Raw genomic sequence first — 23,546 nt, 5'->3', positions numbered from 1 at the left:
TAATGATTTCTTATAATACAAAAGATTGGTTTACCTTTATTTTTAGATTTCATAAAGCAGATACCTTTAGACAATTACTTCCATTAATAATAAGTATTGGAATATATGCAGGCATCATTGCTTATTTAGAACTAGAATATTTTAAACTATCAGAAAATCATAATCTAAAGAACATACCCATCATGCACAGCATGTTGGGTTTTGTTATATCATTACTTTTAGTTTTTAGAACAAATACTGCTTATGATAGATGGTGGGAAGGAAGAAAACAATGGGGAGCTTTAGTTAATAACAGTAGAAACTTAGCCATAAAATTATCTGCTATTCTGATAGATAAAGAAGATCAAATTTTATTTAAAAAATTAATTCCTTATTTTGCAGAAGTACTTAATTTACATCTAAAAAATGAAGAAGTTAGTCAAGAATTATTTGAGGAACTAAATGTAGATGTTTGTCATAAAAAACATAAGCCTAATCAAATTGTAAAACTAATGACTAAAAAAATCATTGAGCTTAAAAATCAAAATAAGCTTTCAGATGAAAATTTATTATTTATAAATAATGAACTAATATCTTTTTTGGATATTTGTGGTGCTTGTGAACGTATTAAAAATACTCCTATACCCTTTTCTTATAGCGTTTTTCTAAAAAAATTTATCTTTTTTTATGTTATGACGTTGCCTTTTGGATATGTTTTTAGTTTAGGTTATTTAACAATTCCTGTAGTCATATTCATTTTTTATGTATTAGCCAGTTTAGAACTTATTGCAGAAGAAATTGAAGATCCTTTTGGTAATGATGAAAATGACTTACCCACTAATAAAATAGCTGAAAATATCAAAAAAAATATGGAGGAGATTTTATAAAATCTCCTCCACTATTTTAGTTCATTACGTAAAAATAATTCTTCTTTATCAGATAAATCAGGAAGAATAGCTTCAAAAGCTTTCTTAAAATATTCTCTTTTAAGCATTGCTCTAATTGTATTTCTTGAAAAACGAACAAATTGCCATTTATGATGTTGTGTAGCATTTATCAATGATTTTAAAACAATCGGATGAGTTGGATTAATTTTAAGGATAACTTCTAACGCATTTTGTCTTATTGTTGAATTAAATCGAAGTGTTGTATAATTTAAAAGTTCTGATAGAAATAAATCCTGAAGTTCTTGTTTATACCCTTTTGATTGGAGGGCTAATCCTAACCAAGTAATTTTAAAACTTTTGTCATTTAAACCTATTATTTCTTTTGTTTTTTCTAAATAACTAATAGCATCTTCTGGAAATTGTTTACATAATTGTACTAACGTAATTTCTTTAGTTATATAAGATTCATCATTTAAAAATTGTTCATAATCTAATTTAAATTCTAAAGGTATTGTTGTAACTGTTTCAACTATTGCTTGTCGAATAGTTATATTTTTAGTATTTATTACTAATTTTAGCAATTCTGCTTTTTCTTCATAAGAAACATTTTTTAGTTGATAGATAATTTCTTGAGATAAAGCAACGTATTCATTTGATAGTAAAATATTTTTAAAAAAATCTTTTTTCTGATCAAAAGAAACTGTTTCTAATTCTTTTAATTCAAAATATTTTTTGACTTCTTTATTTTTGCTCAAAATTTGAGTAGCTTTTTCAAAATTGAAATGAGATGATTCTAACCATTCTTTTTTAAATTGATAAATATCAAAATAAGGTGCCACTTTTTTTATTTCATTTAAAAAATCATTTGTATCAACATTTTTATATTGATATTTTTTTAGATATGTTTTTATTGCTTTTTTAAAATTATAATCCCCTATTGACTCTCTTAAATAATGTAATGCCCATGCTCCTTTTTTATAAAAACTCAATACACTTGCTTTTTTATTTAAAATGGGTATTGTATCTTTTGTAGAATTAGCATTTATTTCATCTGCATATTTTAGTAATTCAAACTGAAAATGAGTATCTCCAAACAAATGTTTTTCTGCTAATAATGCGTAATAAGTAGCAAAACCTTCTTGTAACCAATGATGTTTTCCTTCTTTTGCAGTAACTAGATCACCAAACCAATGATGTGCTAGTTCATGAGCATTTACATTTATATAATTTTTATCATTAAAACCTATTTTATCTACTACATAATCTTGAGAAAACACTGTAGCTGTAGTATTTTCCATACCTGCATATAAAAAATCTTCTACAGGAACTTGTTTATAAATTTCCCAAGGATAGGCTAAATCAATTTCTTTTTCTAAAAAATTAAAAATTTCTTTTGAATATTTATAAGTATAATCAAATTTATCTTCATCTTCATATTTATAATATAATTCAAGTTTTTTCTTCCCTTTTGATACTATTTCTTTTGAACCAAAGATTCCTATTGCAAGCATTGCTAAATAAGAAGACATTGGTTTTTTCATTTCATATACCCATTTTTTATTTGCTTTTATACCAGGTTGTATAATTTTTTTTAAAACACCATTTGAAATTACTTTATAAAAAGGTTCTGCGGAAATACTTAAATTAAAAATTAATTTTTCATTTACATCATCAAAACTAGGAAGCCAATGGGATGTATATTTTCCTTGACCTTGTGTCCAAATTTGATAATTTCTATAATTTATTTTTTGATTACTAGATGATAAAAAACTAAAATCATTCCCCATATCTATAAAATACATAGTTTGTTTAGGGGTGGCTTGGTAATGGAAAGTAATTATATTTTTACCTAATGTATAACCTTCAAAAAAAATAAGCGATTTATTTGTGCTTTTATATTTTACGTATTTTCCATTTATTTTAACCTCTTTAAATGTCATTTTTATGGCATCAATTTTAATAGAATCTACTTTTTCTTTTAATTCAAAAACATAATGACAAGTTCCTGAAATTGACTTTGTTTGAAAAGAAGGAGTTAATTCAGCTTTCAAGGAAATAAAATCAACTTTAGGAATTGATTGAGCCCATAATGTAAAAGAAAAGAGGAAAAATAGAATACGCATAAACGTTAGATTATTATAAAAGACAGGCTATCTGAAAAAATCTTAATTTTGTTATTTTTACCAAAGTTAAATTTTAAGGAATAAATCGCATAATATTTGATAATGTAACTTTCTTATTTTGGAAATGAGAAACTTTCCTCTTAATAAAAACTTATTAAATGAATTAAAATTATTTTAGATAATTATCAAACTCGGCATCAAAAATATTTATAAAAGCATTTTTAATTGTTTTATCTTCATTTAATAAGATTGCTCTATGTATTTTGGTTATAACCCATTTACTTTGTATATCTTCAAAATCTTTTGCATGAAGTTGGGGAATTTCAAAATGATGATGTGCTAAAACCTTTTTCCATTGATTAGGATCTTTATCTATATTAATGGCTACGAAATTTATAAAAGGATTTCTTTTTTTAATTTCCATAGCTTTTTTATAAGCTAGTTTTAAATGTGATTTAGCTTCTGAGCTCCAAAAAAAGAGAACTGTTTTTTGGGCATTGGTTGAAACGGAATTAAATTCTTTTCCTTTTGGATCTATAAGCTCAATTTTAGGTAAATATTTATTTTTAGCTAAGGATTGAATAGAGTTAGCTATTTCTTTTATTATATTTTTACTACATGAATCAGTAGAAAGCTTATAATACTCTGATAAAAAAGCTTTATTGTTAGAAGTATTTTGATCTTCTAAAAGATACATGAAAGCAATGTTATGTAGTACGGAGTTCTTAATTGACTTATTGGTAAATATAGAATCAGCAACTTTTAATCTATCTATATTATTCTTTACAATTATAGTTTCTTTTTTACTATCACATGTAATATTGTTTAGCATAGCGGTTAGGTATGCTACAAAAGGAGCAAAATCAGTCAACTTTTGATTATTAAAATCAATTTCTTTTCTATAATCATAATAATCTTTTGGAAGTAAACCACAAACTTTTTTATTTGTTCTAAATTGATGAATCAAAGGATAAAGTTCTTTTTTAGTTAGATATGGCATTTCTAACATAGAACTGGCGTATAGATCAAAATCGCTATTCCAATCTATCTCTTCTTTTTTTTCATTATAAAAAACCTTTCTTTCTTGATATTCTTTGTTAAGTCTATATTCAAATTTTTTTAGAGGTTCATCATAAATATCAAAACTTGAATTTTTATCTTCTTCATTTTTTAAAAATAATTCTATTAAAAAATTATTTTTTTCATCACCGCGACCACAAAAAGTTAATGAATTATCAAATTCTTGAGCGTTTAACCTAATCATTAAACTGTCCCCTTTTTCTACATACATATATTGGTACTCGGGTTCATGTCTAAAGGTATACATACCTGAAGATAAGGTATCATATTTTACTAAAAAACGATTGTTTTGATCTAATGTTATGGTATCAATAACTTTATCTTCTTTACAGAGATATAGGAATTTTGAATTAGGATTTATTATTTCACCGCCGAAATAAACCTTCTCGCTTTCTTTGTTTTTACAAGAAATCAGAAGGAAAGGAACAAATATTAACGTATAAAAAAGTATTTTTTTATAATAAGCGATCATCATTTAGTATTTACCTTATGCAAATTTATTTTTATATTTTACAAAAAAATGTTAATATAGCGTTAAAGTTTATTTCTTTAATTAAGTAATACAATACCTCCTACACAAGATCCAAATCCTATTATAAATGAAATGATCGAATAAAGTAACATTTTTTTAGCCATTGTTTTATAGGGTTCTTCTCTATAAAAAATAATTAATATAATACTAACAAGGAAGGTTATTATACTAATGGATTCTACTAAAGCAATTAAAAATAAAAAAAAATTTAGTATCATAATTTTTAGTTTATTAGAGTTAATATACCACAAGTACCAGATCCTATTAAGAGTGCAATAATAGAATACGTAACAAGTTGTAATGTAAATTTTTTATCTTCATCTATAAAAAAGAAACGTAATATTCCTATAATTAGAAAAAAAGGAGATACTAAAAGAATCAATCCTGCCAAAGTTAAGAATATTAATATTATGACAACTCTAATAGGTTCTATAAAAAGTAGTACTATAATAATTAGTAAAGATACTATATTTATGTAACTCCTCATGACAATTAAGTTTTATTATTTTACTTCAGGTTGTTTTTTCCTTTTATATAAAAATAATTGCCATTTTTCTTCTGCTACTCCTGCTTTATCCATTTCTGCACGCCCTAAAATAAAAAATAAATCAGAAAGTCTATTAATATAAGCAGGAATATAGTCATCTACTTCATCTTCTTTCATTAAACTTACTAATAATCGTTCGCCACGACGTATTTGTGTACGGACTACATGGCATAAAGCTGAAATTTCATTTCCTCCAGGAAGTAAAAAATAATCTGATTTAGTAGTCATTGCTGCTTCTAATTCATCAATCCATTCTTCACAAAAAGAGGGACCATCTTCTGGTTTTGGATTAGGATTTATTTTTTTGCAATCAGATGGACGTGCTAAATGAGACATCATATCCATCATATCTTTTTGTATTTTATGTAAATTAATTTGCCATTCGTGTGTAACTCCTAATTTGGCACGTAATAATCCTATAGTAGAATTTACTTCGTCTAGTGTTCCATAACAATCTACACGAACATCATCTTTGTAAACACGACTTCCTCCAAATAATCCTGTTTTACCTGTATCTCCTTTTTTGGTATATATTTTCATCTTTTTATTTTTAGTATTTTATAATTTTAATATGCAATGGTTTGGTAATTTACGCTCATTTCATTAGCTAATTTTTTGGCTAATGCTAATTTTACAAAACCTTTTTCGGTATCTATAATTGTTGTATTTTTATTTATTTTTAGATAGGTTTTAAAATATAAAACTGCTTCTGTAAAAGGGTTTTGTGTTTTTCCTTGATTTATTTTACCATCTGTTATTATATATAAAAGAGTTTCTTCTTTTGTCTTTTTAGATCTTATAAGTTGTTGTACTAACTGTAAACCTGCTTTTAAATTTGTTTTTCCTCCAGATCGTAGATCTTGTATTTCTGTAATAAAGGTTTCTATATTTTGTGTAAGTTTTAAAACAATTGTAGCCGTACCATTTTGTAATGCCACGGCCGAAAGGAGTATTTTTTTATTTTGAAATTTATGGACTGTTTCTGAAATTAATCCTTTTATAAAAGAAATTTGTTGATCTTTAATCATTGAACTACTGGAATCAATCAGAAATACTAAATGTATTTTAGATTCAGAGATTGCTTTTTTGTAATAAATTTTAAACTTTTGAGTAGTTAAATATTTTTTAACTGTATTTACTATATTAATGCTTGTTGTGTTTTTTTTAAAAACATTATAGCTCCCTTTTTGGTTAGTTTGAGAATTAAATATAATGCCTCTTTGAGATTCCTTTTGGGGAATTTGAATTTTTAAAAACTGATCTGTACTTGTAGCTTGTAACAAATAATCATTTAAACCTTTACTTTCATTTTTATTAAAATTATCCTCTTTTTTATGATTGTTTTCTTCTGTCTTTGTTTGTGTTTGATCGTTTTTTGGAAAATTTTTTCCTCTATGATTTAGAACTAAAGGGGCTATTTTTTCTAAATGTACAGATGTTACTTCTATACAATTTTTAAAAGCGGCATAAGCACGACTGGCTTTTATAAGTAAAATATCAGCACGTAATCCTTCTACTTCATAAGCTATACATTTTTCCGCAATAGTGTCTCTAATTTCTTCTGAAAGATAAATATTTGAAAGTTCTTTTCTAGCACTTATAATTTGGTTAGCTAATTGTTTTTCTTGATCTTCAAATTCACGACACAATTCGTTTGAATCTAAATCAAATTTCAAACGACGATTTACAATTTCCATTCGAATTTTTTTATCTGTAGGTGTTTTTATGGTAACAGCTAACCCAAAACGGTCTAGTAATTGCGGACGTAAATCACCTTCTTCAGGATTCATAGTGCCTACTAAACAAAACCTACTCTCAAGCCAATGAGAAATAGAATCACGTTCTAAAAAATAACCTCCGCTTGAAGAAGCATCTAATAAAACATCCATTAAATAATCATTTAATAAATTTACTTCATCAATGTATAAAATACCTTTATGCGCTTTAGATAATAATCCTTTTTGTACTTCTAATTTTTTATCGTTAATGAGAGTTTCTAATTGAAGAGAACCTAAAACACGATCTTCTGTAGCACCTATTGGCAGATTGACAAAAGGAAAATGGGGTTCAATATTTTTCATTAAACTTTGTAAAGCACGAACAGTGGTTGTTTTACCTGTTCCTTTATCTCCTTGTGCTAAAACGCCTCCTAATGATGGATCAATCATACATAAGAGTAAAGCTAATTTAAAATCATCTTGTGCGCAGATAGCTGTAAAAGGGAAGCTTTTTTGTTCCATACTATTAACCATTTATAGCGTTATAAATCCAAAGAAATCCTATAAAAATAGAAAAAATACCTACAATAGCATTCATTATTTTGAAAGCTATTTGATTTCTTTCAATAAAACGAGACACAGAAAAGGTTAGAACACAGCTGTAGGTAGTCATTGCAATAATAATTCCTATACTTTGTAAAATAATAATTCCTATTGCTGTATATGAATCTTTAGATGCCATAACTAAGGCAATAGAACAGGCACCTCCTGTACCAGCTAATCCGTGTAACATTCCTACCCAAAAAGTACGACTTAATAAATTCATAGAAATTTCTTCGCCTTGTTTACCATGTATGTGTAAAACATTAGTAGTATGTTCATGATCAGGAATAGCTCTATGATCAGCCATTATTTTTTTAAGTTCATGATTACGCCTAATAGCTGATATGCCTAGCCAAATCATTACAGGTCCTACTAGTATTTCAGCATAAGTAGAAAGGTTAAGTGGTAAAGTAGATTTTAACAATAGAGCAAAGGCACTAAATATTAATAAAGATACGGAATGTCCCATAGCCCATTGGGAGGAACGCCATAGGAGTTTTCCTAGACCTATTTTATTATTTTTTCGTTCTGATGCTAATACAGAAACTGCTACCATGTGATCAGGTTCAAAAGAGTGTTGTATACCTAATAAAAGTGAATCTGTAAATAAATAGCCTATCATTTTGTTTTATTTTTTAAATTATTATTTATTTAATAATGAATTAGTTAATACCTATCATTTGATCATTTGCATCAATTAAAAGTATATTTAATTCTACATTGGGAATATATTGTTTACAAACATTATAACAATGTTGTCTTAAAGAGTAAAAAAAAGGCTCTTCAAGTGTAAAATTAAAAATTTCAGTAAGCCGTCTTGCCATATTTAATTCTAAAATAGGAGTACATTGTTTATCTGTATAACCACAGTTCTTAGCCATTTGATAAATAAACTCCTTATCCCATGTAGATTTTCCACTATGAGTATTTAATTCTCCTTGGGCTAATTTAGCTGCTTTACCTATCATAATTCCAATGGTTACTTTTTTTAATGAAACTGAATTTATTTTTGTTAAGGTATCTCCAATCCAATTACCATATTGTATAAAGGCAAAATCGGGTAAATTTAAAAACTGATTTTTTAATAATTTTTCTGATCGTCCTCCTGAATTAATGACAATTTCAGTACAACCGTTGGCTATAGCTACATCTATTCCTTGAGTAATACTGGCAATATAAGCAGAAGAACTAAAGGCTTTCACAATTCCGGTTGTTCCTAAAATTGAAATTCCGTTTAAAATACCAATTCTTGAATTAAGTGTTTTTAGAGCAATTTCTTCTCCTTTTTCTACAAAAACTTCAACATTTACACCTTTATTGCATTGAAATTTATGTTTTAAAAAATTAAGGGTATCTGTAATCATCTTTCTTGGAATAGGATTAATAGCTGGTTCTCCAACTGCAATAGCTAATCCTGGTAAGGTAACTACTCCTACCCCTTTACCTTGTAAAAAATGAATTTCTTTTGTTTCATTTAATGAAATGGTACAACCAATAGTGGCACCGTGTGTAACGTCAGGATCATCTCCTGCATCTTTAATGGTAGTACAAGTTCCATAGTCTGAATTAAAAATAGAAGATTTCATTTTAAATACTACCTTTTCTCCTAAGGGCAAGGTAATTTCTATTTCTGTAATTTCTTTTTGTTCCAAAAGGCTTATAAAGGCTGCTTTAGCACAGGCAGTGGCACAAGCACCTGTTGTATAACCGTGGCGTAAAGGTCCTTTAGGTATTGGAATTAAAGACATTTTTTATTTTATTAAACTTATAGCATTAAACAAATCTATTTCATTTGAAACGAGTATAAAACTATTAGGCAAAGGTTTTCTTTGAATAATAATAATTGGAATATTGTTTCTTTTTGCTGCTTCTATCTTTGTTGATAAAAAGCCAGATTCACCACTTTCTTTGGTAATAATAGCATCGCAGTTGTATTTTTTTATGATGTTAATTTCATAATTTAAATCATTACTTGGATATTCCATAATTATTTTTTTTGTTGGAAAACCTGCTTTTTCTGCTATTATTATTGAACTTTTTCGAGGCAAAATTCTAAAATAAGTAGAATGTTTTTCCCAATAAGGTTTTAGTTTTTCTATAGTTTGTACTCCTGTAAGTGCAAGCAAATTAGAAAAAGTGCCGCCCATCAAATAATCAATAGCTTCTTTGTAATTTTTAACATAAATAATCTCTTTAGAAATTATTTTTTTAGGATATTTTCTTTCAAAACGAATTACTGGAATTGATAAAATTTGACTTGCTTGGGCTATACACTCATGTAATAATTCTGCAAAAGGATGAGAAGCATGAATTATTATTTGAATTTTGTTTTTTGTACAAAATTGAATAAGTTCATTAGGTGTTAATGCTCCAAAACGGTAGTTTCCAAATGAGTACTCTTCATCCCATTTTATTTCCGTTTTAGTAGAGTAAAAGTAAGATAAAGCTTCTTTTTCAAGAAACTTTGCTACTTTTTTCCCTTCTGTAGTACCTCCAAAAACTAATATCATTTTTTATTTAATTCAGAATTACAAATATCAGATTTAAGGGCAAACAATTAAAACATACACAACACACCTAATACAAAAAACCTCGAAAACCCCAATAAACACAAGGCTTAACAAAGATTTAAGCCTTTTTTTATACCCAAATTGAAACATACACAAAACATATAATAACATATAAATGCCATATAAAAAACCCGGAATAGGGAGCAGATAAAAACACTTACCATATAAAGCTAATACAAAACCCCCTTCTTTTGCTTTAAAACAACCCCAAACCCCTTAATTTCCTTGATTTAAGCAAGCAAAACCCTTTACTACACCCATAACTTAACCCCCTTTAAAATAACCCCTAAAACACTTTTAAAGCAATATCCACACGCCTCTTAAAAAATTGATTTATTAAGGTTTTTTGTTTTTGCAGATGCAGTTGGGGATGCATTTGGAGACGCAAAAGCGGGGTAAATGAATACAGATATACACCCCTTTAGCGTTCAAAAAAACCTAAAAAAGTGCCGTTTTTTGCAGATACGTACCCCTTTAGGGAATGCCGCTTTTGAAAACAAAAAACACCTTTAGTGTTGATATACAGTACTTTAAATATTTTATTTTTCAATGAATTATTAAAAAACGCACGCACATCCGATTTTGTGTTGTTTTTTCGGCATAAGCATTCACAAAATGTTTGTTCTTTTACGTTTACTCCATACGAAGCACACCAATAACAATGGCAACATTGTAAATAGATTCCTTGTGGATTTTAAAAGGAGGATAATCTTTGTTGTCAGACCTGCATTCAAGATATTCGTCGTTATCTGGAACTGGAAATAAGCGTTTCACCATAGGTCCTTGGTCTGTATCTAAAACATATATCTTACCCCATTGAAAAAAGGAAGTGTCTCTAACTGTTTTGCATCCAAGTAGGTCACCGCTACTGTATTTCGGATACATACTCGAACCACTAACACGAATAATATACTCAACACCACGTTGCTTGAACTCAGGTATTTTGTACCCCTTTAAAAGTTTCTTTCTTGATATTTGAACCTCCCCTGTGCCATAACCTGCCATAGCATCTATAGGTATGAGAGGAATAAAATCTATTTGGTCATCCTTTTCTTCAAATTCTTTATCTACAATTTCTAGGCTATTTGTCGTAAATTCTCTTTTTAGCATTTCCCCATTGCCTGTAAGCAACCATTCTGCATTTAAAAAATCACATTTATTGAATAATAACTCTGTATCATAAGTGTTTCGCTTGTACCACATTGCTAAAGTTGTGGACTTAATTCCTAAAAATTCTGCAAATTCTTTATCAAAACGTATGTTTAGATGGTTTTTTATACTGTTTAAAATGAGTAACTTATCCATATAAATAAAAATAAATTCAAAAAAAGTGAATTGAAATTTGGTAATATTCAAAAAACGTGAATATATTTGCATCATACAAGAACAGGTAATAATACAAAATATTAATTAACACGGTAAAGATATGAAAAGAATAAAAATACACCCTGATATGAGCAAACGAATTGCTCAAGAATGCAAAACCACCCGACAAACAGTATATGCTTCTTTATGCTACTTCAACAACAGCGATTTAGGGCTAAAAATTAGAAAACGTGCCTTAGAACTACTTCAAGAAGAAATCAATAACAATCAAGAAGCATAAAACAATGAAAAAAATCACCACACAAGTAGCTGATAATTTAGAGGTAGTAATTATACCCTTTGCGGACCACGAGTTTTTAATGACTAGCAAAGAAGTAGCTACAGCTTACGGTATTTCGGACGTAACTATAAGAAGACACATACAAGAAAACACCAATGACCTCATAGAAGGTAAGCATTTTGTAAAGGGTGTTACAATTTTGAACACCCTTGGTAAAGGGGCGCAACCGCACCAAACTTTCTGGACTAAACGTGGAATTGTTCGCCTTGGTTTCTTTATCAAATCCGAAAGAGCCAAGCTTTTTAGAGATTGGGCTGAGGATTTAGTGATAGAACAGCTTGAAAACAGAAATACGAAACAAGTAATCCAAGAATTACCCCAAACACCCAAGCGCAAACATAACCGCCTTACTGTGGAGAGAGTTAACGACATTATGAAGTATGTGTGTTTGATAGAGGATAAAAGTCTGCGCATGATTATAACAGACAAATTATACCAACAGTAAATAAACCATCAATTTAAACTCTTTTTAAAAGTAATTTAAAATGAACAAGAATCATACAAAAATGAAACGGAAACAAAATCCAAACGGTCAAAGAGATTTGCATAGGCTTGCAAAATCTGAGAAAAATACAAAACCTCTACAGGAGCTAATCCCTCAGTCGATATTGTGTAGCGCAACTTACCTACGTTTTTGCCATCTGTTAACTCAGCAATCGCATCTCGATCAGGAAAAATTGATTTTTGATATGTTACATGAAAAAATTGCAGTAATGGAAGCAGGGCATTTTCGAACTGCTTCGACAAATTGTCGAGGCGTTGCTGGTCTGATGAGTAGGTTTTAGATTCAGACAGAACAAAGTCAAGCAACATCAAACATTTCATAACTATATTTTTTGATTAGACACCCTAAATATAGTAAAATCCCGCCACGGCTCAGTGTGGTTTCGACACCACGGCGGGAACTAAACATTTTAAATTAATTAAAAAAACAAAAGCTATTTATGAAAACTGAAACTTATTCAAATCCGCTTTTACTTCAAAATGAGACAATTCAATCATTATCAAACGCACAACTGCATCATAAAGTGTGTTTAAATATTCAGCCCTTTGTTTGCCTATCGAAACGACTACAACTGCCCGAACCGAATACTCTTCGAGTTCGTGTTTGGACTGTGGAGCTTCGGGAGGATAATAAGTTATACTGCAAGGAGAGCGGTGAAAAACTCCCCTCAACGCATCAAGGCAAGTTAAATAAGGAGCAACTTGCTCTCGAAATTCTTCATAAGAAATTGATTGGCCCACAGTCGTAATATCGACTGTTAAAATATAAGCTGGCAACATATCACTATATTTTAAAGTTTGACAACCCAAATATAGTAAAATCCCGCCACGGCTTAGCGTGGTTTCGATACCACGGCGGGAACTAATTAAGTAAAACAAAATACAATGACAACAATTATTTCAAATGCTCCTGAACAAAACAATGTAGTTCAAAAAGAGCTTTTACACCACTCGAAGGGTTGTGTAAATAGTCAGGCTGATTTAATGCGTGAGCGCTTTTCTCGTATAAGGTATTGTAGTGATTCGACTTCAGGTTGGCTAACGCATCCTTATCAAGGCAGTGGTCAGCCAGCTCAAAAAAACCAATCGTTAGGGTTTTTAAAAGGGCTGTATTTAAAGCTGTTTCAATTAATAAATGGTCTAAAGTGTTCTTAATGCTTTCAAACTCATTTTTTTCCATATCACTAGTATTTAAAATTAGGAACTTCAAATATAGTGATTTATCCCGCCACGGCATTAGCGTGGTTTCGACACCACGGCGGGAACAAAATAACCAAACAAAATGAATGCGTATGCCACAAATATGGTCAGATAATACGATAGTGGTCGACTGGGAAGAGCTCGTGCCAATTCATTACAATACTCTTAACACGCTTAGAAGTGAAATTGAAAGGTATAAAAAGAAAGGATATGGAATAAAAAAAGCACAATCAGGTGGCAATGGTAGGCGATTGCTAGTGTATTTTGATTCGCTTGCTCCTAATATTCAAAAGGATTTAGGTGACCCTCGAAAAGCCTGCCATCCATTAGAGCCTCTTTTCAAAATAGATGCACAGGCAGTAGATTATTACTCCACTTTTCAACGCTATGATGGTAGTATGTTACACGATACAGTACAGCAAAAATATTACATCAATGCAAGTGTGCTCAAAGCGGTTTTAATCTTAAAAGAGTTACGAGAAACCGAACGTATCAAAATGGGTGGTAAAAAATCAGACATCATCAAGACACTTTGCTATGATGTTCAAAATTTCAACCCTGTTTTATTGCGAAAGTACAATTTAACGCACAACCTCCCTGCCAATCCAAGGAAGTTTGCCGAAAAATTAAAACAGTTCATTGACTTTGAGTATGTAGCACTGGTAAAAGATATAAAAGGAACGGGCAAACAAAATGCCCGCATCGTAACCGATGAAATGGTGGAGTTTCTGAACAATCTTTTTGCAACTCAAAGCCATAAGCCTACACAAACCGAAGTGGCAGAACAGTACGACGGTTTTTTAGCGGGTTATGTGGAAGTAATAAACAACAAAACAGGTGAGGTTTACGAACCTAAGCAGTTCAAAAAAATAAGCAAGGGTACAATAACTAAATATTTGGCACAATGGAAAAACCAAATAGGTACTCACGCTAAAAGGAGTGGCGACCGTCAAAAATTGATGCAGAAATTCAAACCTTATCACTCGCTTATTAACCCTGAGTTTGCAGGTTCTTTAATTTCCATCGATGACCGTCAACCGCCTTTTGAATATGACAAATCAAAAAGGCTTTGGTTTTACAACGGTATCGATTTAGCCAGTGGCGCATTTACCTGTTGGGTGTATGGTAAAACAAAAGAGGGTTTAATCCTTGATTTTTACCGCCAATTAGTCCGCAATTACCACGAGTGGGGGTTTCAACTCCCTTTTGGGTTAGAGTGTGAAAGTTCTTTGAATAGCAGTTTTACCGAAACCTTTTTACGAGAGGGAACAATGTTTCAAGATGTGCGAATTGAAGCTAATAACGCACGAGGGAAACGCATTGAAGCGTATTACCGCCCTTTACGCTACGATTTAGAAAAGAAAAGAGAGGGCTGGTTAGCCAGACCCCATGCGCTAAGTGAAGCCAATCAGCTGGGAAGTACAAAAAAGATAATTCTCCCGTATGAGCGCATTGTAAACGAGTGTTTGAATGATATAGTAATTTGGAATAATATGCCAAGTACTAAAGATAAAACGGTGAGCCGTTGGGATTATTTCGTAAACAATCAAGACCCGAATGCACGCCCAACAAATTACAAAGCTTTTTTACAGCATTTAGGGTACAAGTCTGAAACATCATGCAAGGCGGGGATTGTAAAATTTCAATACTCGGAGTTTTTACTAGGCGATAATGGTATGATTTACACAGGTGATAAACTCATTAGATTAATGAATGAGGTGGAGGGTAAAAAAATTGAGGTGTTTTGGTTAGACGATAATTACGGTGAAATTTTCAAAGCCTTAATATACAGAAACGGAAAGTATATCTGCGAAGCGAGACCCAAACCACGCTATAATCGTGCTAAGAATGAACAAACAGAGGACGATTTGAACGCTCAAAAAATTATGAGTGCCTATGTAGCCACTATTGAAGCTTACCAAAGGGAACAAGTTAGAACAATTGAAAAGGTGACGGTAATAGATAATCGCCCAGTTACGGTAAGCACATCGTTTCAACTACCTGGAATGGGAGCGCAACGAAAAGCAAGAAAAAGCGATAATGAAGCCGTCGAAAATTTAGGCAATATGGATACAGGCGTAGAACTAGCCACATTACCTAATTACAAATCAAAAACATTAATAGACAGATTTTAAAACAACACAAAATGATACAAATTACAGCAGAATTCAAAGAAAAGGTAGTTACAGAGCTTATTCGCATTCGTCAGAACTACGATTTATCCGATGCTCAGTTTGCTAAACAATGGAATATCAACAATGCAGTTTGGTCGCAATTGAAAAATGGCAAACGTGATGGATTACTCAAAGACAACCAGTGGCTAACAATGGGTCGTGAATTAAACATCGACTTATACGAAAGAGTTTGGAACATTGCTAAAACGGAAGTGTATAACGCCATTGAAGAAGACATTGTTTTTTGTCAAAACAATTCAAAAAGCCGAATTTTTGTCGACGATTGTAGCATAGGAAAAACCACTACCGCAAAACATTTGTCACGAATTCTTAAAAACTGTTTTTATGTAGATGCCTCACAAGCCAAAACTAAGCAATTGTTTATTCGGTTAATTGCTAAAACCATTGGGTTAGACAATACAGGAAAGTATGCCGATGTGATTGCTAATGTAAAGTATTACTTAAAAACATTGCCTAAGCCTATTGTTATTATTGATGAAGCGGGTGACCTTGTATATGATGCGTTCCTTGAACTAAAAGAATTATGGAATGCCACGGAAAATACTTGCGCATGGTATCTGATGGGAGCAGATGGCTTAAGAACTAAAGTAAGAAGAGGAATCAATAGTAAAAAAGTAGGGTATTCAGAAATATTTTCACGTTTCTCTGATAAGTATTCTAACATAGTACCTACCGACCCGCAAGAGAAAAAGCAATTCTACAATAAGTTAATTATGGATGTGTTGTCAGTCAATTGCGAAGACAAAAAGTTGATACCAACTATTGCCAAAAAATGTTTAACCACTGACGAAACCGAACGAATTGGAGGTTTAAGGCGTGCAGAAAGTTTACTAATACTATTTCAAAATCAATAATGTCAAGTAGAGCCCTAAATATGAAAAATGTTTACGACCAAACCTTTGAGGATTTTGAATTCTCAGGTATTTGGAAGGAAACACTCGGTGCGCCCGAAGTAACAGGTTTGTGGATTGTTTACGGTAACGAAAAACAAGGAAAAACCACTTTGTCTCTTCAACTAGCCGATTACCTAAGTCAATTTAAAGAAGTTTTATACGTAAGCGCTGAGGAAGGTGTGCGTAAATCATTTGTCCAAGCATGCAAACGTGCAGGAATTCAGCATAGCAACAAAAAATTAAAGCCTATAAGGTATCTTGATTTTGAAGCTTTAGATGAACGCCTGAGCAAAAAGAAATGCCCTAAAATAGTTTTTATCGATAACGTTTCCGCCTATGCTGACGAATTAAACAAAGCGAAGTTCTTAGCTTTTCGACAAAAACACCATAACAAACTAATCATCTTTCTTTCTCATGAAGATAGAAAAGAACCTGATGGAGCAATAGGACGATTTATCAAAAAACTATCAGACATCTACATTCGTGTTGTAGGCAATGCGGGAATTGTGGGAGGTAGATGTCCTGGAGGAACAATCCCTATAAATGAAGAAAAAGCAGTTTTATATCACGGCACAGAAATTTTAAACGATGAAAATAATTAATCTACTTAATATACACCCTGAGCAATATAGCTCAATGCTTTTTGAAACCTATATGCACTGGTGTACTGATTTTTGCACTAAAAATTATGAACAAGAACTACAAAGTTTACTGGCTAACGCACCCATTAACAAATACTTTTTGATGGAATATCGAAAATTAGAAGCTGAATTTTTAGAAATGGCAAAAGAATATCAAAAAGACCCCAATATAACACCCGAAGATTACCGAGAGCTTTATGCAGATTGTACGGTAAAAATTTTTAACCGCCATCAAAAAGCATTAGTAAGAAACGCTAAAATAACCACCATAATAAATAACTATGAATGTAACTAAAGAATGGCTGGAGCTCAAAATACAAGAGCTAAACACTTGGCTCCAGCAACACGAAAGACTCAACCACGTTCAGTATGCCGAAAAAAAACAAAACAGAGACTACTATGTCCGCAAAATTATAGAGTTAGAAGAATTAGAGTTAGAAAAAATAAAAGTGTAACCATGAGTAAAATAGATTTATCACAATTGACCCCCGAAGAGCGCAAAGCGCTATTAAACGATGCAAAAGAATTAGACAGGCAGGAAAAAGAAACCAAAGCCGAGAATGTAAAGGCTTTGAAAGAACTCTCTGAGGACTTTGTTTTAAAACACATTGACCCTTTGGTTGAAAAGCATCAAAGCGTTGAAAAAGTCATCAGTCAATTGTTTAATGAGTACCAACTTATCCGTGAGCTGAAAGCAGAAACCTACGGAAACAAGGTAAATTCACAAGACAGTCACACCAGTACTCTTGCCGATGGTTCTGCAAGCATTACCATAGGGTACAATGTAACGATAGGTTTTGACGGTACGGAAAACGAAGGCGTTGAAAAAATTAGAGAATTCATCAACTCCCTAGCTTCGGATGATGAAAACGTAAAAAAGTTAACAAAGATGGTGAATACATTTTTGAAACCTAATGCCAAAACGAAAATGTTGAACCCCGTGAAAATAATCGAATTGAGCAAGCTCCGTGAAGACTTTAAGTCCGATGAATTCAACGAAGGTTTAGAAATCATTTTCAACGCACAGCAACGCAGACAGAATAGCATGTATGTGAGCGGATGGAAGTTTATACAAATGGATGGTTTAACTAAAAAAATAAAATTCCGTTTCACCGTATAGTCATGAGCATTGTAATTGAACCCAAAACCGACCACGAAAGCTATTTAGTGAATGGTAAAGAAGTGTACAAAAACAGTTATAACCATTGGTTTTCGCACTTAGAACTAACCTCACAAGAACGCAAAGCCTTCGAGTTGTACAAACGTACGGTAATAGAAAATAAAGCTTTTAAAAAGCACACTAGGGCAACCTATAAGATTTGAGTTTTTTGGTTGATTGGTGACCCCAAGTAGTTTAAATGGAAAAACACATGATGCAGGTTCGAATCCTGCCTTGGGAACTAAATTTTAAAAATAATGCGACTAGGTAAACAAAAAAACAAACCCAACGACGGCACCACCATTTTTGAAGAAATGAAACTCGCAAGACAAAAAGCCTTGGAACTTTCCAAAAACAGAAAAGAAGATAAACCCATAAAATATATTTTAAAGCGATGACAACAAAAGTAAAACCTGTGTATGATCCGAATGGTCAAATAACTGACCATCAAAAAAAGAGCATTCTTAAACTTTGTAATTACGATATGGCGTTTAAGGACAAATTAATCCTTCAAGCGACCAATGGAGCTACCAGCTCAATTAACAAACTAACCCAAGCGCAAGCTACCAAAATAATGAGGGAATTTGATGGACAAAAACAAGAATCCTCACACGAGGCGAACTGGGGTAATTTTGACCCTAAAAATCCACAGCACGTAAAAATACTATCCGTATTACGTACCGCAAATATTACGATAAACCACCATCGCTGGGGCGAAGTAGCAGATATGAAAGGGTGGTTTTGCCGTTTTCTGCATTCCAAACGATCACCTGTTCAAAAACCACTCAACAAAATGACCAAGGAAGAAGTGACTAAAATTATAGTTGCCCTTGAAGGAGTAGCAGCATGGAAAATGAGCATTTAAAAAACTGCAAGCACAAGCGCACCGTAATTAAAGTGCTTAAAGCATTTTGCACCTGCGAAACCACCGCCGTAAAATGCCTTGATTGTGGTGCTTTATTAACCGAACCTAAAACAGATTGCAGATGAGCGACTTGTTCAAGACAAACGAACTTTCAAAAGAAGAGCTAATAGTTATTTATGAAAGAATTAGTAAGGATTATCAAAAGGAAACGCAGGAAAATGCTCAATTAAAAAAAGACATTAAATTTTACAAAAGTGAAATAGAGCGATTAGAAAAATTAATCAGTTATTTTAAAACAAACAGATGAAAACATCTATAAAGTTACGTCCAGATGCATTAGGAATAATTACAGCCACATTATTACCTATTTATAATAGCAAACCTAAAGACAGAAAAGAAAAGGCTACCCTATCAATAGCTATTGACATAGTCAATAAGCTAGAATCCAAATGCGTGTCTGTAAAATCAAAAATGAATTTGTTTGATAGTAATAAAAAAGTGACACTCACTTTCAAATACCACGAAGCGCATTTATTAGAGCTTCTTTTGCTTCAAGAAATTAAAGGGGTAACTGATGTTTATATAAAGCAACAAATTCAAAAGACAATTGATGAATTAAATCAAAAATTAGCTTAAATGGAACAACTCACAACTATATACAGTGTCAAAATGCCGTCGGGTGAAATATGGCAGTTTAAATACAATTTAAAAGGTGTTTTAATTGCTTTTAAAGCACTCGATGGAGAATTAAGCGAAAAGCAAGAAGAGTTTTTATACTTAAAGGGCAAATTTCCTTGGAAAGAAAGTCATATAAAAAATTGGAAAACCGAATATAAACACGTTCAAATAGAAGTTGGAGAGCCGAATATTGAGTTCGAGGTGTTTTGGAAGCTTTATCCTTACAATGCTCTAAGTAAAAAGAAAATAGCCCGTGACAAATGGGAAAAACTCAAAGAAAGCGAAAAGATTAAGCTATTAATGAATCTACCCGAATACAAAAAACTAAAAGCAAAAGAAGGAACAGCTTTTCCTTATGCAGAGGTTTTTATAAATCAAAGATGGTGGGATAAGTAATTTAAAAATAAAAAAATATGGCACAATATTTCATAAAGGTTTCGAGAACCTATACTACAAAAAACAAAATTCAAGAGATTTGCCTGAACGAGTTGAAGGAATTAAACTGCTCCCTAGTGTCAGATTTAGCAACGGCAAAGAAAGTGATAAAAAAACATTTTGAACAAGCAGTAAATAGCTATACGGGAAGATCTAAGCATCCAAAACTAAAGGAATTTGACAAAGTAGATAATGGGGCAATATCTTTCTATATTGAAGATGTCATTTACCTAGATATTTATCCTGTTTTAAATGTGATTTAAGATGAAACTAAAATTTAATACTATAAGTAATTTAAAAATAAAAGCAATGCAAAAACAAATTAATTTCAAAACAATAGAATTAGAAAAATATCAAGTATTACTCGAAAAATGCTTAGATGATGATGATGAAACGGAAGCTATACAAATTGTGTTTTATATTCATGATTTCAAAATCGTTAATAAACTCCTTTTTGAAACAGAAGAAAAACAAAATAAAGCTTTTGATCTTATAAATTCTGAAACAGCTCAAGGTTATATTAATGCAGCTTTAAAAATACTAAACGAGTAAAATAACTAATGGCACAAGAAAATAATTTCAATTTCAATGATTTATCTTATAGTGGGATAGTCAATGAAATAGATAGAGACGAACAAAGAGCAAAAAGCTTTATAATCGAAGCTTTTAATAAAATAGAAGCTCAAAAAGAAGAAGTTGAAAATCTAGCTAAACAACTAACAGTTGAAGAAAGCCACCTACGAAGTTTAGAAAACGCAATAGACTTAGTTTTTCGCCATCTTAAATGGCACAAACCAATGATTTTTATTGTCAAAAAAGAAGAATCTAATGAAATAATTGTAGTCACAGAGGATAAGGTGACGCTAGAAAAAAATGTAATATGACTAAAGAACTTTTAAAAATCGAAAAACGTCAATCCTTCGTTAATGGGATGATGGCGGGAACGGTATTAAGTTTTATAATTATAGCAACAATTTTAATAATTTGGTAAAATGGAAGAAAAGATTTTAAATTACTTGAAAGAAGGCTTTACACAAAAAGAAATTGCCGAAATGCTTGCTAATGATGGCATAACGCCTAATAGCTTAAGTTATATAGAAAAAGAGTTGAAAAAAATTAGGAAAAAACACAACGCTAAGACTAATTTTCAACTTGGATTTTTGTTAGGAAAAAAAACGCCATAATCGGCGTTTTTTTTGTATTCAAACTTTTCTGGTTTCGCTCCCTTTTTCTTATTTTTGCCTATATGTCAGTAGTTAATAGAAAATTAGGCGCAAAACGCAATACCTTGTACCGTTATCAATTAGTGTTGGACGAACTGAGCCAACATAATACTGAAGACATCCCCATGACTGTCATTTGGCGAAAACATATCTATCCAAAATTCGGAATTAGTATGGCTACGCTTTACACGATATTAAACACTCCTGTAAAAAAAGAAATGCAAAAAGTAGAAATGGCACAACAACAGCAGTTGTCGTTGTTTCATTAAATATTTCTAATTTCAAAAGCATACGCAACTTCGTATTCCTGGACCCCATCGTCACGCTGGGTGCGTTGCAAACTTTTTCGTATCATACGACCACTCGTATCGGAAGGATTAAATCCCTGCAATTTACCGTGAATTTCCTCTATCAAATCCCAAATGCTCCACGCATATTCTTTTTGTGCTTGTGGAGCGTTAAAACTTGTATTTGTTAGCTTCATGTTAGCAATGGTTATGCGTGCGAGTACTTGGGCATTTTGTCTATTTATGGGGGTTTGATTCGTATTTATACCCATATTAGAATAATCAGCACTATGTACATCAATCAAACAACACGGCCATTGCACAGGCATATTAGGGCTGTAGTAGTCTAGTTGTCCCCAGTTTTCGTCTATAAATAAACCTTCTATTTGGGATAATTCCTTTTGTAAATTCAGTAAAATCGTTTTCATTGGTTATGCATGTTAAGGATAATCTGCTTTAAAGCTTCTGTGTTTTTATAAAATTCTCTTTTAATAATTGCCCTAGTCATCGGGTGGTCCCCTATAAATTGGCGTTTGGTAATTTTCATCACCTTACCTGTGGGTTGCAAGGCTAAGGCTTTCCATTTTTCAGCTTCAGCAGTTAACCGTCTATTGCGTTCTGTATTAGCCATAGCTCTTGCCCGGACATTGTAGGTTACTGCTCCAGCATTTTTATAGTACATTGCCCAAAAGAATTTTTTCATTTTCTCAGTAATCACAATCTCACCCCCTTCGTTTTGAATATCGGCATAAGGTACACTACTCGAAAAAACAATATTCATGCCTTGTACTTTGGCATTGATGGAACGCCTTAAAGTACCTGTACGCATAAGCGGTGAGCCTTTTCGGTTAGGAAATGAACTAGAAGCCCAGCGCTGGGTAAAAAATGCCTTGCGCTCAAAATTTCTATCAAAGTTTTGATGGAGCTCTACTTTTACATCCGTTAGGAAGTTTTGTAAAAAATCTTCAATTTTCATTTTATATTTGCTTAAAACAATTAGTAAAAAAATTATGAAAGGTTATTCTCAAAAATTTCATTTCGATGAAGAGTTACTTCCTGAAAATTATAGCATCAAACATTTTGGAATAAATTCCGAATTTTGGAATAAATTAAATAGACTTCAAATGACATATAAAAACTGTACAATCTATATTGATTACTATTTAATTCAAGTTGCTAGTTAATTTATTTAATTGCAAGCCAAAGACAAATAATGTAAGTTTTATTAGAAAACCTTCTAAAGTTATTGCATGTATAGTTCTTGGAAACATTTTTTTAATATCGCTTATTGTTGTTTCTACCCTTTTTCTCATTTTTAGTTTTTCATTTTTTTGTTCTAAAGTATCCATTTAACAATTAAACTTAAATCACATAATAAAGAATTAAATAGTAAACTTAAAGAAGTTATTTCGTTTTATTCCAAAGGACGTTACAAAGCATTGTCCTGAAAGTCAGACAACCTTTTCGATTTGAAATCACCCCTTTATTGATTAATATTTTTCTTAACTCAAAAGGGAGTGTATTTAGGAGTGTAAAAACACTGAACCAAATAGAATCATTAATTTGATTTTTTTCTAATTCAAATTCTTGTATTAATTGATTACCGTGCATAGGTTCTAAAAGCTGACCATTTTTCTCTATTTGAATGGTGATTTTTAATTTTAACTTATCTTTTTTCATACACTTGCAATATTTATTATAATTTGTATATTTGTGACTTGGTAGTTTGTCGTTTTCGGCATTCTACCCCTCGGGGGGCAA

General features: G+C 31.4%; 36 protein-coding genes, 1 tRNA gene and 1 pseudogene. 21 read left to right on the top strand and 17 right to left on the bottom strand.

The features are described 5' to 3' along the window. The first annotated feature begins 2 nt into the window (after positions 1–2). Positions 3–866, top strand: a complete 864-nt coding sequence (locus ACUXZJ_RS12140) for a bestrophin family protein (protein WP_060382214.1) — start codon at positions 3–5, stop codon at positions 864–866. A gap of 11 nt (positions 867–877) precedes the next feature. Here ACUXZJ_RS12140 and ACUXZJ_RS12135 read toward each other — a convergent pair whose 3' ends face one another. The 10 genes from ACUXZJ_RS12135 to ACUXZJ_RS12090 all read right to left on the bottom strand — a co-directional run bounded on the left by ACUXZJ_RS12135 (position 878) and on the right by ACUXZJ_RS12090 (position 11,344). Next, positions 878–2,989: a M1 family metallopeptidase gene (locus ACUXZJ_RS12135; RefSeq protein ID WP_060382213.1), complete on the bottom strand. Its 2,112-nt coding sequence runs from the start codon at positions 2,987–2,989 to the stop codon at positions 878–880. Positions 2,990–3,158: 169 nt separating this feature from the next. Next, positions 3,159–4,544 carry a TlpA family protein disulfide reductase gene (locus ACUXZJ_RS12130; protein WP_235588348.1) on the bottom strand — a complete coding sequence of 462 codons (1,386 nt, stop codon included), beginning with the start codon at positions 4,542–4,544 and terminating at the stop codon, positions 3,159–3,161. A gap of 74 nt (positions 4,545–4,618) precedes the next feature. Then, complete coding sequence (locus tag ACUXZJ_RS12125; protein WP_060382211.1) at positions 4,619–4,819, bottom strand: hypothetical protein; 201 nt, start codon at positions 4,817–4,819, stop codon at positions 4,619–4,621. A gap of 5 nt (positions 4,820–4,824) precedes the next feature. After that, positions 4,825–5,088: a hypothetical protein gene (locus ACUXZJ_RS12120; RefSeq protein ID WP_123861982.1), complete on the bottom strand. Its 264-nt coding sequence runs from the start codon at positions 5,086–5,088 to the stop codon at positions 4,825–4,827. Between the two features lie 15 nt (positions 5,089–5,103). After that, a complete protein-coding gene (locus ACUXZJ_RS12115) occupies positions 5,104–5,688 on the bottom strand; it encodes a cob(I)yrinic acid a,c-diamide adenosyltransferase (RefSeq protein ID WP_060382210.1) in 585 nt (194 codons plus the stop codon). Between the two features lie 26 nt (positions 5,689–5,714). Continuing rightward, the gene (locus ACUXZJ_RS12110) at positions 5,715–7,388 is read right to left on the bottom strand and encodes a VWA domain-containing protein (RefSeq protein ID WP_446195120.1); all 1,674 of its coding nucleotides are present in this window, start codon (positions 7,386–7,388) and stop codon (positions 5,715–5,717) included. Between the two features lie 4 nt (positions 7,389–7,392). Then, complete coding sequence (locus ACUXZJ_RS12105) at positions 7,393–8,091, bottom strand: hypothetical protein (protein ID WP_060382208.1); 699 nt, start codon at positions 8,089–8,091, stop codon at positions 7,393–7,395. A 40-nt stretch (positions 8,092–8,131) separates the two neighbouring features. Continuing rightward, a complete protein-coding gene (locus tag ACUXZJ_RS12100) occupies positions 8,132–9,217 on the bottom strand; it encodes a cobalt-precorrin-5B (C(1))-methyltransferase (protein ID WP_446195118.1) in 1,086 nt (361 codons plus the stop codon). A gap of 3 nt (positions 9,218–9,220) precedes the next feature. Beyond that, positions 9,221–9,979, bottom strand: a complete 759-nt coding sequence (gene cobK, locus ACUXZJ_RS12095) for a precorrin-6A reductase (RefSeq protein WP_060382206.1) — start codon at positions 9,977–9,979, stop codon at positions 9,221–9,223. Positions 9,980–10,672: 693 nt separating this feature from the next. Continuing rightward, positions 10,673–11,344 carry a LexA family transcriptional regulator gene (locus tag ACUXZJ_RS12090; protein WP_446195116.1) on the bottom strand — a complete coding sequence of 224 codons (672 nt, stop codon included), beginning with the start codon at positions 11,342–11,344 and terminating at the stop codon, positions 10,673–10,675. A gap of 121 nt (positions 11,345–11,465) precedes the next feature. Here ACUXZJ_RS12090 and ACUXZJ_RS12085 point away from each other — a divergent pair, with 121 nt between their 5' ends. Together ACUXZJ_RS12085 and ACUXZJ_RS12080 are read left to right on the top strand one after the other, a co-directional pair. Then, positions 11,466–11,645, top strand: a complete 180-nt coding sequence (locus tag ACUXZJ_RS12085) for a hypothetical protein (RefSeq protein ID WP_089047033.1) — start codon at positions 11,466–11,468, stop codon at positions 11,643–11,645. 4 nt (positions 11,646–11,649) lie between these two features. Continuing rightward, a complete protein-coding gene (locus ACUXZJ_RS12080) occupies positions 11,650–12,150 on the top strand; it encodes a hypothetical protein (protein ID WP_446195114.1) in 501 nt (166 codons plus the stop codon). A 35-nt stretch (positions 12,151–12,185) separates the two neighbouring features. Here ACUXZJ_RS12080 and ACUXZJ_RS12075 read toward each other — a convergent pair whose 3' ends face one another. The 3 genes from ACUXZJ_RS12075 to ACUXZJ_RS12065 all read right to left on the bottom strand — a co-directional run bounded on the left by ACUXZJ_RS12075 (position 12,186) and on the right by ACUXZJ_RS12065 (position 13,389). After that, positions 12,186–12,530: a hypothetical protein gene (locus tag ACUXZJ_RS12075; RefSeq protein ID WP_127821673.1), complete on the bottom strand. Its 345-nt coding sequence runs from the start codon at positions 12,528–12,530 to the stop codon at positions 12,186–12,188. 117 nt (positions 12,531–12,647) lie between these two features. Then, the gene (locus ACUXZJ_RS12070) at positions 12,648–12,989 is read right to left on the bottom strand and encodes a hypothetical protein (protein WP_446195112.1); all 342 of its coding nucleotides are present in this window, start codon (positions 12,987–12,989) and stop codon (positions 12,648–12,650) included. Between the two features lie 115 nt (positions 12,990–13,104). Beyond that, the gene (locus ACUXZJ_RS12065; RefSeq protein WP_446195110.1) at positions 13,105–13,389 is read right to left on the bottom strand and encodes a hypothetical protein; all 285 of its coding nucleotides are present in this window, start codon (positions 13,387–13,389) and stop codon (positions 13,105–13,107) included. Between the two features lie 112 nt (positions 13,390–13,501). Between ACUXZJ_RS12065 and ACUXZJ_RS12060 the strand changes: the two genes are divergently transcribed. The 17 genes from ACUXZJ_RS12060 to ACUXZJ_RS11980 all read left to right on the top strand — a co-directional run bounded on the left by ACUXZJ_RS12060 (position 13,502) and on the right by ACUXZJ_RS11980 (position 21,767). Next, positions 13,502–15,544 carry a hypothetical protein gene (locus ACUXZJ_RS12060; protein ID WP_446195108.1) on the top strand — a complete coding sequence of 681 codons (2,043 nt, stop codon included), beginning with the start codon at positions 13,502–13,504 and terminating at the stop codon, positions 15,542–15,544. 11 nt (positions 15,545–15,555) lie between these two features. After that, on the top strand, positions 15,556–16,458 hold the full coding sequence (locus ACUXZJ_RS12055; protein WP_446195106.1) for an AAA family ATPase: 903 nt from the start codon (positions 15,556–15,558) through the stop codon (positions 16,456–16,458). Between the two features lie 20 nt (positions 16,459–16,478). After that, the gene (locus tag ACUXZJ_RS12050; protein ID WP_446195104.1) at positions 16,479–17,099 is read left to right on the top strand and encodes a hypothetical protein; all 621 of its coding nucleotides are present in this window, start codon (positions 16,479–16,481) and stop codon (positions 17,097–17,099) included. Further along, positions 17,086–17,433, top strand: coding sequence for a hypothetical protein (locus ACUXZJ_RS12045; RefSeq protein ID WP_446195102.1), 348 nt, complete (start codon positions 17,086–17,088; stop codon positions 17,431–17,433). Before ACUXZJ_RS12050 ends, ACUXZJ_RS12045 begins: the two co-directional genes overlap by 14 nt. Continuing rightward, positions 17,420–17,593: a hypothetical protein gene (locus ACUXZJ_RS12040; protein ID WP_444647733.1), complete on the top strand. Its 174-nt coding sequence runs from the start codon at positions 17,420–17,422 to the stop codon at positions 17,591–17,593. The genes ACUXZJ_RS12045 and ACUXZJ_RS12040 overlap by 14 nt, the downstream gene beginning before the upstream one ends. Before the next feature lie 2 nt (positions 17,594–17,595). Further along, positions 17,596–18,258, top strand: a complete 663-nt coding sequence (locus tag ACUXZJ_RS12035; RefSeq protein ID WP_446195100.1) for a DUF3164 family protein — start codon at positions 17,596–17,598, stop codon at positions 18,256–18,258. A gap of 2 nt (positions 18,259–18,260) precedes the next feature. Further along, positions 18,261–18,461, top strand: a complete 201-nt coding sequence (locus tag ACUXZJ_RS12030; protein ID WP_089047025.1) for a hypothetical protein — start codon at positions 18,261–18,263, stop codon at positions 18,459–18,461. A 20-nt stretch (positions 18,462–18,481) separates the two neighbouring features. Continuing rightward, a tRNA-OTHER gene (locus tag ACUXZJ_RS12025) sits at positions 18,482–18,538 on the top strand. A gap of 153 nt (positions 18,539–18,691) precedes the next feature. Further along, positions 18,692–19,162 (top strand): hypothetical protein, encoded by a 471-nt coding sequence (locus ACUXZJ_RS12020; protein WP_089047024.1) that lies wholly within the window; start codon positions 18,692–18,694, stop codon positions 19,160–19,162. Between the two features lie 121 nt (positions 19,163–19,283). Continuing rightward, positions 19,284–19,469 (top strand): hypothetical protein, encoded by a 186-nt coding sequence (locus ACUXZJ_RS12015; protein WP_446195098.1) that lies wholly within the window; start codon positions 19,284–19,286, stop codon positions 19,467–19,469. Further along, entirely contained in the window at positions 19,466–19,798 is a 333-nt protein-coding gene (locus ACUXZJ_RS12010; RefSeq protein WP_089047022.1) for a hypothetical protein, read from the top strand. Before ACUXZJ_RS12015 ends, ACUXZJ_RS12010 begins: the two co-directional genes overlap by 4 nt. Then, positions 19,799–20,236 carry a hypothetical protein gene (locus ACUXZJ_RS12005; protein ID WP_089047021.1) on the top strand — a complete coding sequence of 146 codons (438 nt, stop codon included), beginning with the start codon at positions 19,799–19,801 and terminating at the stop codon, positions 20,234–20,236. It begins immediately after the preceding gene. 17 nt (positions 20,237–20,253) lie between these two features. Then, positions 20,254–20,538 carry a hypothetical protein gene (locus ACUXZJ_RS12000; RefSeq protein WP_123867681.1) on the top strand — a complete coding sequence of 95 codons (285 nt, stop codon included), beginning with the start codon at positions 20,254–20,256 and terminating at the stop codon, positions 20,536–20,538. A 1-nt stretch (position 20,539) separates the two neighbouring features. Beyond that, positions 20,540–20,827 carry a hypothetical protein gene (locus ACUXZJ_RS11995; RefSeq protein ID WP_089047019.1) on the top strand — a complete coding sequence of 96 codons (288 nt, stop codon included), beginning with the start codon at positions 20,540–20,542 and terminating at the stop codon, positions 20,825–20,827. Positions 20,828–20,835: 8 nt separating this feature from the next. After that, a complete protein-coding gene (locus tag ACUXZJ_RS11990; RefSeq protein ID WP_089047018.1) occupies positions 20,836–21,159 on the top strand; it encodes a hypothetical protein in 324 nt (107 codons plus the stop codon). Positions 21,160–21,267: 108 nt separating this feature from the next. After that, on the top strand, positions 21,268–21,459 hold the full coding sequence (locus tag ACUXZJ_RS11985) for a hypothetical protein (RefSeq protein ID WP_089047017.1): 192 nt from the start codon (positions 21,268–21,270) through the stop codon (positions 21,457–21,459). A gap of 62 nt (positions 21,460–21,521) precedes the next feature. Then, positions 21,522–21,767: a hypothetical protein gene (locus tag ACUXZJ_RS11980; RefSeq protein ID WP_089047016.1), complete on the top strand. Its 246-nt coding sequence runs from the start codon at positions 21,522–21,524 to the stop codon at positions 21,765–21,767. On the opposite strand, the gene ACUXZJ_RS11975 is transcribed toward ACUXZJ_RS11980, so the two are convergent. After that, positions 21,764–22,213 (bottom strand): hypothetical protein, encoded by a 450-nt coding sequence (locus ACUXZJ_RS11975; RefSeq protein ID WP_444671116.1) that lies wholly within the window; start codon positions 22,211–22,213, stop codon positions 21,764–21,766. The genes ACUXZJ_RS11980 and ACUXZJ_RS11975 overlap by 4 nt on opposite strands. Beyond that, positions 22,210–22,761 carry a hypothetical protein gene (locus ACUXZJ_RS11970; RefSeq protein WP_089047014.1) on the bottom strand — a complete coding sequence of 184 codons (552 nt, stop codon included), beginning with the start codon at positions 22,759–22,761 and terminating at the stop codon, positions 22,210–22,212. The genes ACUXZJ_RS11975 and ACUXZJ_RS11970 overlap by 4 nt, the downstream gene beginning before the upstream one ends. A gap of 34 nt (positions 22,762–22,795) precedes the next feature. On the opposite strand from ACUXZJ_RS11970, the gene ACUXZJ_RS11965 reads away from it, so the two are divergent. Further along, the gene (locus ACUXZJ_RS11965; RefSeq protein ID WP_318257259.1) at positions 22,796–22,969 is read left to right on the top strand and encodes a hypothetical protein; all 174 of its coding nucleotides are present in this window, start codon (positions 22,796–22,798) and stop codon (positions 22,967–22,969) included. Here the strand turns inward: ACUXZJ_RS11965 and ACUXZJ_RS11960 are convergent. Together ACUXZJ_RS11960 and ACUXZJ_RS11955 are read right to left on the bottom strand one after the other, a co-directional pair. After that, positions 22,949–23,131: pseudogene (locus ACUXZJ_RS11960) on the bottom strand (IS982 family transposase); the annotation flags it as partial. The gene ACUXZJ_RS11965 and the pseudogene ACUXZJ_RS11960 overlap by 21 nt on opposite strands. A gap of 58 nt (positions 23,132–23,189) precedes the next feature. Then, complete coding sequence (locus ACUXZJ_RS11955) at positions 23,190–23,465, bottom strand: hypothetical protein (protein ID WP_089047013.1); 276 nt, start codon at positions 23,463–23,465, stop codon at positions 23,190–23,192. Positions 23,466–23,546 lie beyond the last annotated feature (81 nt).

Source organism: Flavobacterium sp. TN-1 (assembly GCF_052828645.1).
The sequence above is the reverse complement of the archived record's forward strand: the minus strand, read 5'-3'. Positions and strand labels throughout refer to the sequence as shown.